Source organism: Streptosporangium sp. NPDC023825 (genome assembly GCF_040639575.1).
Taxonomy (GTDB): Bacteria; Actinomycetota; Actinomycetes; order Streptosporangiales; family Streptosporangiaceae; genus Streptosporangium.
This window is the reverse complement of the sequence record NZ_JBFAAE010000012.1, coordinates 174,778-180,862: the sequence shown is the minus strand read 5'-3', so window position 1 is coordinate 180,862 and position 6,085 is coordinate 174,778. Positions and strand designations below refer to the sequence as shown.

General features: G+C 72.5%; 8 protein-coding genes. 3 read left to right on the top strand and 5 right to left on the bottom strand.

The genetic code is table 11. From position 1 onward, the window contains the following. Position 1 precedes the first annotated feature (1 nt). Both cbiE and AB0G15_RS14345 read right to left on the bottom strand, forming a co-directional pair. Entirely contained in the window at positions 2-1,156 is a 1,155-nt protein-coding gene (gene cbiE, locus AB0G15_RS14350) for a precorrin-6y C5,15-methyltransferase (decarboxylating) subunit CbiE (protein WP_362838951.1), read from the bottom strand. Further along, positions 1,149-1,538, bottom strand: a complete 390-nt coding sequence (locus AB0G15_RS14345) for a TIGR03618 family F420-dependent PPOX class oxidoreductase (RefSeq protein ID WP_362694949.1) — start codon at positions 1,536-1,538, stop codon at positions 1,149-1,151. The genes cbiE and AB0G15_RS14345 overlap by 8 nt, the downstream gene beginning before the upstream one ends. Before the next feature lie 162 nt (positions 1,539-1,700). Between AB0G15_RS14345 and AB0G15_RS14340 the strand changes: the two genes are divergently transcribed. The 3 genes from AB0G15_RS14340 (at position 1,701) to AB0G15_RS14330 (ending at position 3,896) form a co-directional block, all read left to right on the top strand. Next, the gene (locus tag AB0G15_RS14340) at positions 1,701-2,174 is read left to right on the top strand and encodes a low molecular weight protein-tyrosine-phosphatase (protein WP_362838949.1); all 474 of its coding nucleotides are present in this window, start codon (positions 1,701-1,703) and stop codon (positions 2,172-2,174) included. A 419-nt stretch (positions 2,175-2,593) separates the two neighbouring features. Continuing rightward, complete coding sequence (locus AB0G15_RS14335; RefSeq protein WP_362838946.1) at positions 2,594-3,379, top strand: alpha/beta hydrolase; 786 nt, start codon at positions 2,594-2,596, stop codon at positions 3,377-3,379. 13 nt (positions 3,380-3,392) lie between these two features. Next, positions 3,393-3,896, top strand: a complete 504-nt coding sequence (locus AB0G15_RS14330; RefSeq protein WP_362838943.1) for a hypothetical protein — start codon at positions 3,393-3,395, stop codon at positions 3,894-3,896. A gap of 160 nt (positions 3,897-4,056) precedes the next feature. On the opposite strand, the gene AB0G15_RS14325 is transcribed toward AB0G15_RS14330, so the two are convergent. Genes AB0G15_RS14325 through AB0G15_RS14315 form a run of 3 tightly spaced genes read right to left on the bottom strand, consistent with a single transcriptional unit; the run spans position 4,057 to position 6,054 of the window. Then, complete coding sequence (locus AB0G15_RS14325) at positions 4,057-4,242, bottom strand: hypothetical protein (RefSeq protein WP_362838941.1); 186 nt, start codon at positions 4,240-4,242, stop codon at positions 4,057-4,059. After that, positions 4,214-5,494, bottom strand: coding sequence for an MFS transporter (locus tag AB0G15_RS14320; RefSeq protein ID WP_362838938.1), 1,281 nt, complete (start codon positions 5,492-5,494; stop codon positions 4,214-4,216). Before AB0G15_RS14320 ends, AB0G15_RS14325 begins: the two co-directional genes overlap by 29 nt. Next, on the bottom strand, positions 5,491-6,054 hold the full coding sequence (locus AB0G15_RS14315) for a winged helix-turn-helix domain-containing protein (RefSeq protein ID WP_362838935.1): 564 nt from the start codon (positions 6,052-6,054) through the stop codon (positions 5,491-5,493). The genes AB0G15_RS14320 and AB0G15_RS14315 overlap by 4 nt, the downstream gene beginning before the upstream one ends. Positions 6,055-6,085 lie beyond the last annotated feature (31 nt).

The window sequence follows — 6,085 nt, the reverse complement described above, 5'->3', positions numbered from 1 at the left end:
GTCACCCCGCCGCCGACGAGACGGCGTCGGGCGGCTCCAGCCCGGCGAGCGCGGCGGGCGCGGCGCCGGTCACCACGTCGAGACCGGGAACGCCCAGCGCCGCGGCGTTGCGGGCGACCGCGGCCGCCCTGCCCGGGTGGGACTCCACCGCGACGGCCCGGTTGTCCGGGTGCGCGCGCATCCACTCGATGCCGATGCTGCCCGCCCCCGCGCCCACGTCCCACAACAGCTGCCCGGGGACGGGCGCCAGCCGGGACAGGGTGACCGCGCGCACCTCGCTCTTGGTGAGCTGGCCGTCGTGCTCGAACGCCTCGTCGGGCAGGCCGGGCAGCCGGGGCAGCGGAACGGTCCCGGCGTCGGCGCGGCACTCCACGGCGACGACGTTGAGGTCGTGGGTGGCGGTCAGCGACCAGGCGGCGGCCGTACCGGAGACCGCGCGCTCCCCGGGGCCGCCGAGCCGTTCCAGGACCGTCATCGGGCTCGCGCCGTAGCCCCGGGCGGCGAGCAGCCCGGCGACCCGGGCCGGGGTGCGGCCGTCGGCGCTGAGGACCAGCACGCGGCGGCCGTCGTGGACGAGCGGGTGCAGCACCTCGGCGGGGCGCGCCACGAGGCTGACCACCTCGACGCGGTCGGCCGCCCACCCGAGCCTGGCGCAGGCCAGCGAGACCGACGACGGGTGCGGCAGGACCCGGACCCGGTCCGCGCCGAGCAGCCGCACCAGGGTCGTGCCGATGCCGTGGAACATGGGGTCGCCGCTGGCCAGCACGCACACCCTGCGTCCCCGGTGGGAGGCGATCAGCGCGGGCAGGGCCGGGAGCAGCGGCGAGGGCCAGACGACGCGCTCGGCGCCGGGTCCGATCCCGGGCTCGGCACCGTGCCCTGCGCCGTTCCCTGCACCAGGTCCGGTGCCAGGTCCGGCGCTGGGTCCGGCGTCGGGTCCGGTTCCGGGTGCGGCACCGGTTTCCGGGACGAGCCCCAGCTGCCGGGCGCCGCCCATCAGGACCTCGGCGGCGCGCAGCTCGCGCCGCGCCGCCTCGGAGAGACCGGCCCAGCCGTCGTCCCCGATCCCGACGACGGTGACGACGGGATCCACGGGACCGACGGCGGCGGTCGCGGAGGCGACGCCGGCGAGGTCGGAGGTGGCGGGGTCAGACATTGCCCAGCACCCGGGTGATGCGGATCTCGACCACGACGCGGGCGGGGTTCTCCCGGGGCGCGCGGTAGCGCTCGGCGTAGCGGCGCTCGGCGTCGGCGACCGACCCGGGGTCGGTACGGATCACCGCGCGCCCCTCCAGGGTCGACCAGCGGCGCCCGTCCACCTGGCAGACCGCGACGGCCGCGCCCTCCTCCCCCGCCGCGAGCACGTGGCGGACCTTGTGCGAGCCACCCGAGGTGATCACCCTGGCGATCCCCGCGTCGGCGTCCAGCGTCACCCCCACCGGGATGACGTGCGGCGTGCCGTCGGCGCGCACGGTGGTCATCGTGCACAGGTGACGCTCCCGCCAGAACGCGCGGAGTTCCTCCCCGAGATCCTTCAACAGCCGTTCCTTCCCCGATACCGTTTACCGGGCGACATGGTAGCCCCGGGCCGCGTCCGCCACCGGACCCGGCCGCCGGTCAGACCCCGTGCTCGCCCCTGCCGGCACGGCCTGCCCGCTCGCCCGGCCGGCGCACCCCGGGCAGGCGGCATCCTGATAGGTATGAGCTATCGCATATGCGTGGTGTGCATGGGTAACATCTGCCGCTCCCCCATGGCCGAGGTCGTGCTGCGGAAGGCCCTTGACGACCACGGCCTCGGTGACCTCGTCACGGTCGACAGCGCGGGCACCGGCGGCTGGCACCAGGGCGGCCCGATGGACGCGCGGGCCGCAGAGACGCTCTCCGAGCACGGCTACGACGGTTCGGAGCACCGGGCCCGGCAGTTCCTGAGCGAGTGGTACGACCGGGTCGACCTGGTACTGGCCATGGACACCCACAACCTCGGCGCCCTGCGCCGCCTCGCCCCCGACGGCGCGGACGTGCGCCTGTTCCGCTCCTTCGACCCCGCCGCCCCCGAGGGTGCCGAGGTGCCCGACCCCTACTACGGCGAGCGCGAGGGCTTCTCCGAGGTGCTGGAGATGGTCGAGGCCGCCTCCAAGGGCCTGGCCGAGCACCTGGCGGCCACCCTCAGATGAGATCTCCCGCCGGACCCGCTCCGCGTCCGGCCGTCGCTGGCCGGAGCCTCCACGACCGGTGAGGGGTCCGGTTTTTCTGTGACGGGATTTCGCCCGCGCCACCGCCTTTACAATGTAGATCAAAAGTTGGTCTCCGGAGTTCGCGTCCCCTCACGAGGGCGGGATGCGTCCCGCCCGGCCCTCCGGGTGAGCGCCGCCGCGCTGCATCTGGCCTTCGCCGGGCTTGGCGCGCGGACGGCGGTGTCCGGCGCCTTTCTGGGCAACCCGGCTTCGCCGGCCGTCTCCGGCAGGCTCGGCCACCGGCCGGACGGCTTGTCGGTGCACCAGGTGCGCGGTCAGCGGGCCGTCCGGCAGGTTGCGAGCCGTTCCCGTACCGGCCGGGAACCGCAGCGGGATCCGTAAGCGTTGAACTGGTCGTGATGCCGGACGACCACGAGCCCTTGGCGGGGACCGAGCGGGTGTCGACCCGGGGGGCGCGCGGCCCCGTCGTGGTGTTCCTGCACGGTGTGGGCTGCGCGCGCGCCCAGTTCGCCGCCCAGCTCGCGGGTCTCGACCGGAGGCTATGGCTGCTCAGCCTGGACCTGCCCGGTCATGGCGAGTCGCCGCCGCTGCCCGGAGGCGAGTACGGCGTCGCGACGGTGGCCGGGGCGGTACGAGCCGACCTGGCCAGGCGAGGAATCGACGAGACCGTCCTGGTCGGGCACAGTGCCGGAGGTATCGCCGCCCTCCTGATCGCTGCGACATGCCCCGATCTGGTGCGCGGAGTTGTCGTGGTGGACTCCACCATCGCGCTCACGGAGCCGGAACTGCGGGCAAACCGGGCACGGTCCGCCGAGTCGAACAACAGCGATTGGCGGCGCCATTTCATGGACTCGATGGCGGAGGCGTGGGGCACGGGAGAGCACGGGCGAGCCGCGGTGTTCCGGACGCTGGAGCGCACGCCCGACCGCGTTGCCAGGCCCTTGTGGCACAACGTTCTGGCCTTTGAACCGGAGTCCCTGTGGCGCGACGTCACAGTGCCCGCGCTTTACCTCAGGTCCAGACGCGACACCGACCTGCGGCTGCTGCAGACGCTCAACCCCTTGATCTCGACGGCGGATCTGCGCCCCCGCTGCGGCGGGCACTGGCCGCACGTGCAGTGTCCGGACGCGGTGAACCAGGCACTGCACCACTTCCTGACCCTGCTCGGACTTGATGGCGGTTGAGGAGGAAGTCATCGTGGACGTGTCTGTGCTGATCAACGTCGGAGCGGTGATCGTATCGATCCTGGCCCTGATCACATCGGCGCTGCTGGCGCGCAACCAGTTCAGGGCACAGCGGCACGGCAATCACGTCGGCCCGCTCGTCGAGTTGCTCAGGGAATTCCGCTCGCTGGAGTTCCACCGCAACTACGCGTTCATCAGGAACGAGTTACCGAAGCTCTCCAGCGACAAGGGCATCTCAGGACTCGACGAGGACGTCCAGCGGAAGATCTACGACATCGGGTACTTCCTCCAGCTCTACAGCATCCTCGCGTACATGGGCGTCATCGACCGCGAGTTCATCGGATCCCTGCTGCGCAGGCGTTATGTCGAAGCCTGGACCTCCCTGGAACCGTTCGTGCGTAAGGAACGAGAACTGCAGGGACTGCCGGACAGCGCGATACTCAACGTCTTCGAGCGCTTCGCCGTTCACTTGCGTGACCACCCGCCGACCGACATCCAGATCGCGCTGCGCCGCTGAGCAGGCGGGCCGGCAACGAACGGCAGCCACCGGCGGGTCCGACCGCCGACCCCCTCAAACGCGCGTGGGGGCCTGCTCCTCCCTCCGGTGGCCGGCCCCGCCGCTGTCCATGGCCCCCACTCGGTTCCGCGCGATGAGGCCAGGGTAGCTGTGAGCGACGTCAAGAAATCAGTTCGCAACGGCGCGCAGGCGCGGCACGCCGAGCGGTGGCCTCCAGCCGCTGCACGTTCTCGGGAAAGGGCCAGAACGTGATGGCGATGTGGCCCGAGATGCCGCCGGAACCGGCCGGTCCTTCGCAGGGACCCATGAAGTGCTCGTCACCCGGATCGCCGAGGACGAGCAGCACAGTCCGGTGGAGGGCCGGGCAGGTCGCGTAGCCGGCGGATCGGGCTGAACAGCAGGACGGCGAGCGAGCAGAGCTGGGTGGCGGCCATCAGCAACAGCGTCCGGCGGACGCCGAGCGCCTCGCCCAGCGTGCCGCCGAGCAGCCCGCCGAGGGGGATCGCGCCGTAGTTCAGCGCCGAGGTGCTCGCGGTGATCCGGGCGAACAGATCCCTCGGGCAGTACTGCTGGCGGAAGGTGCCGGTCAGGATGTTCGAGGCGACGATGCCCGCCCCGGTGCCGAAGCCCGCGGCGGCGAAGATCGCCAGGCCGGTGCCACCGCTGCCGCTCGGGCCGAGCAGCAGCATCGGAGCGGCGAACGCCTCACACAGCAGGAATCCCCGTGCGGTCCCGAACCGGGTGGCGACACGGCCGGCCAGCGCCGCGCCGAGCAGGCCGCCCGCACCGCCCAGCGCCAGCACGACGCCCGCCTGCCCCGCGCCCGCGCCCAGATTCCGGGCGAGGAACACCACCTGGATCGACTGGTAGCCCACCAACGCGATGTTCGACATCGCGCTGAAGGCGGTGAGCGTACGCAGATAAGGGTCGCCTGCCACGAACCGCAGGCCGTCGCGGATCTCGGCGAGCAGCCGCCGTTCGGCGGTGCTGCCGTCGCGCGCCTCCCGGGCGCGCACGGAGCGCAGGAACAGCACGGCGACGCCGAAGCTGACGGCGTCCACCAGCACGCCGCTCGCCGCGCCGAACGCCTGCGCGAGCAGCCCGGCGAGCCCGGGGCCGGCGATCTGCGCGGCCGATTCGCTGCCTTGCAGCTTTGTGTTGGCCTCCAGCAGTCGCCCGCCCTCGACCAGGGTCGGGAGGTACGCCCGGTAGGCGAGGTTGAAGAACACCCTCGCGACGCCGCCCGTCGTGGCCACCACGAGCAGATGAGTCATCGTGAGCGCGCCGAGCCAGGCCGCGATCGGCACGCTCGCGAACACCACCATCGAGACGGTGTTGCACACCAGCATGACGGGCCGCTTCGGCAGCCGGTCCACCCACGCGCCGGCGGGCAACCCGACCAGCAGCCACGGCAGCCAGGCCGCCGCGGTCAGCAGCCCGACGGCGAAGGTGCTCGCCCGCAGGCTCACCACGGCGAGCAGCGGTAGCGCCACGGCGGCCACGGAGCTGCCGAGCATGCTGGTCGTCTCACCGGCCCACAGCAGCCGGAAGTCGCGCATCCGTAGCAGCCCGGCTCGCGAGACCCGCGCCGTGGTCACGGTCGCCCGGGAACCGCGCGTACGGTCAGGAAGACGGGCTTGCGCTCCTGGCCGTCGTCGGGGACCTCCCGGTCGCTCAGCGAGGTCAGCAGGTCGAGAATCCGCTCCTCGAGTTCCGCGAGCTCGGCGACCGACAGGCGCGCCCAGTGGTCGGTGGTGAACGCCGCCCGCCGCCACGGCTCGGGGTAGCCGTCGCGTTCGGCGAACCACTGTCTGGCCAGGGCGGTCTGCCTGTCGAGTACCAGCGACTCCGCGGCCATGGCGACGGGATCGTCGGGGAAGTCCGACGGGGACCAGGCGAGCATGGCCGGCGTCTTGCGCCACCAGCGTTCCCGGCGGTCGCGCGCGAGCTCGGGCACCTCCTCGACGAGGTCGCCGGCGGCGAGGACCTTCAGGTGGTGGCTGATGTTGCCGACAGCCTGCCCGGTCGCGCCGGCGAGCATCGACGCCGTCGCCGGGCCGTCCACCCGCAGGATGTCCAGCAGGCGCCGGCGCAGCGGATGGGACATCGCGGCGAGCACCTTCGAGTCGCGCACCTCGCGCGTTGAACGATCATGCATCGGCACATTCTAGATAAACAAGAGTTCTTGC

Bases quoted from the DNA above. Each gene is read 5' to 3' on its own strand.
- cbiE (WP_362838951.1), bottom strand. From the start codon at position 1,156: ATGTCTGACCCCGCCACCTCCGACCTCGCCGGCGTCGCCTCCGCGACC.
- AB0G15_RS14340 (WP_362838949.1), top strand. From the start codon at position 1,701: ATGAGCTATCGCATATGCGTGGTGTGCATGGGTAACATCTGCCGCTCC.
- AB0G15_RS14335 (WP_362838946.1), top strand. From the start codon at position 2,594: ATGCCGGACGACCACGAGCCCTTGGCGGGGACCGAGCGGGTGTCGACC.
- AB0G15_RS14315 (WP_362838935.1), bottom strand. From the start codon at position 6,054: ATGCATGATCGTTCAACGCGCGAGGTGCGCGACTCGAAGGTGCTCGCC.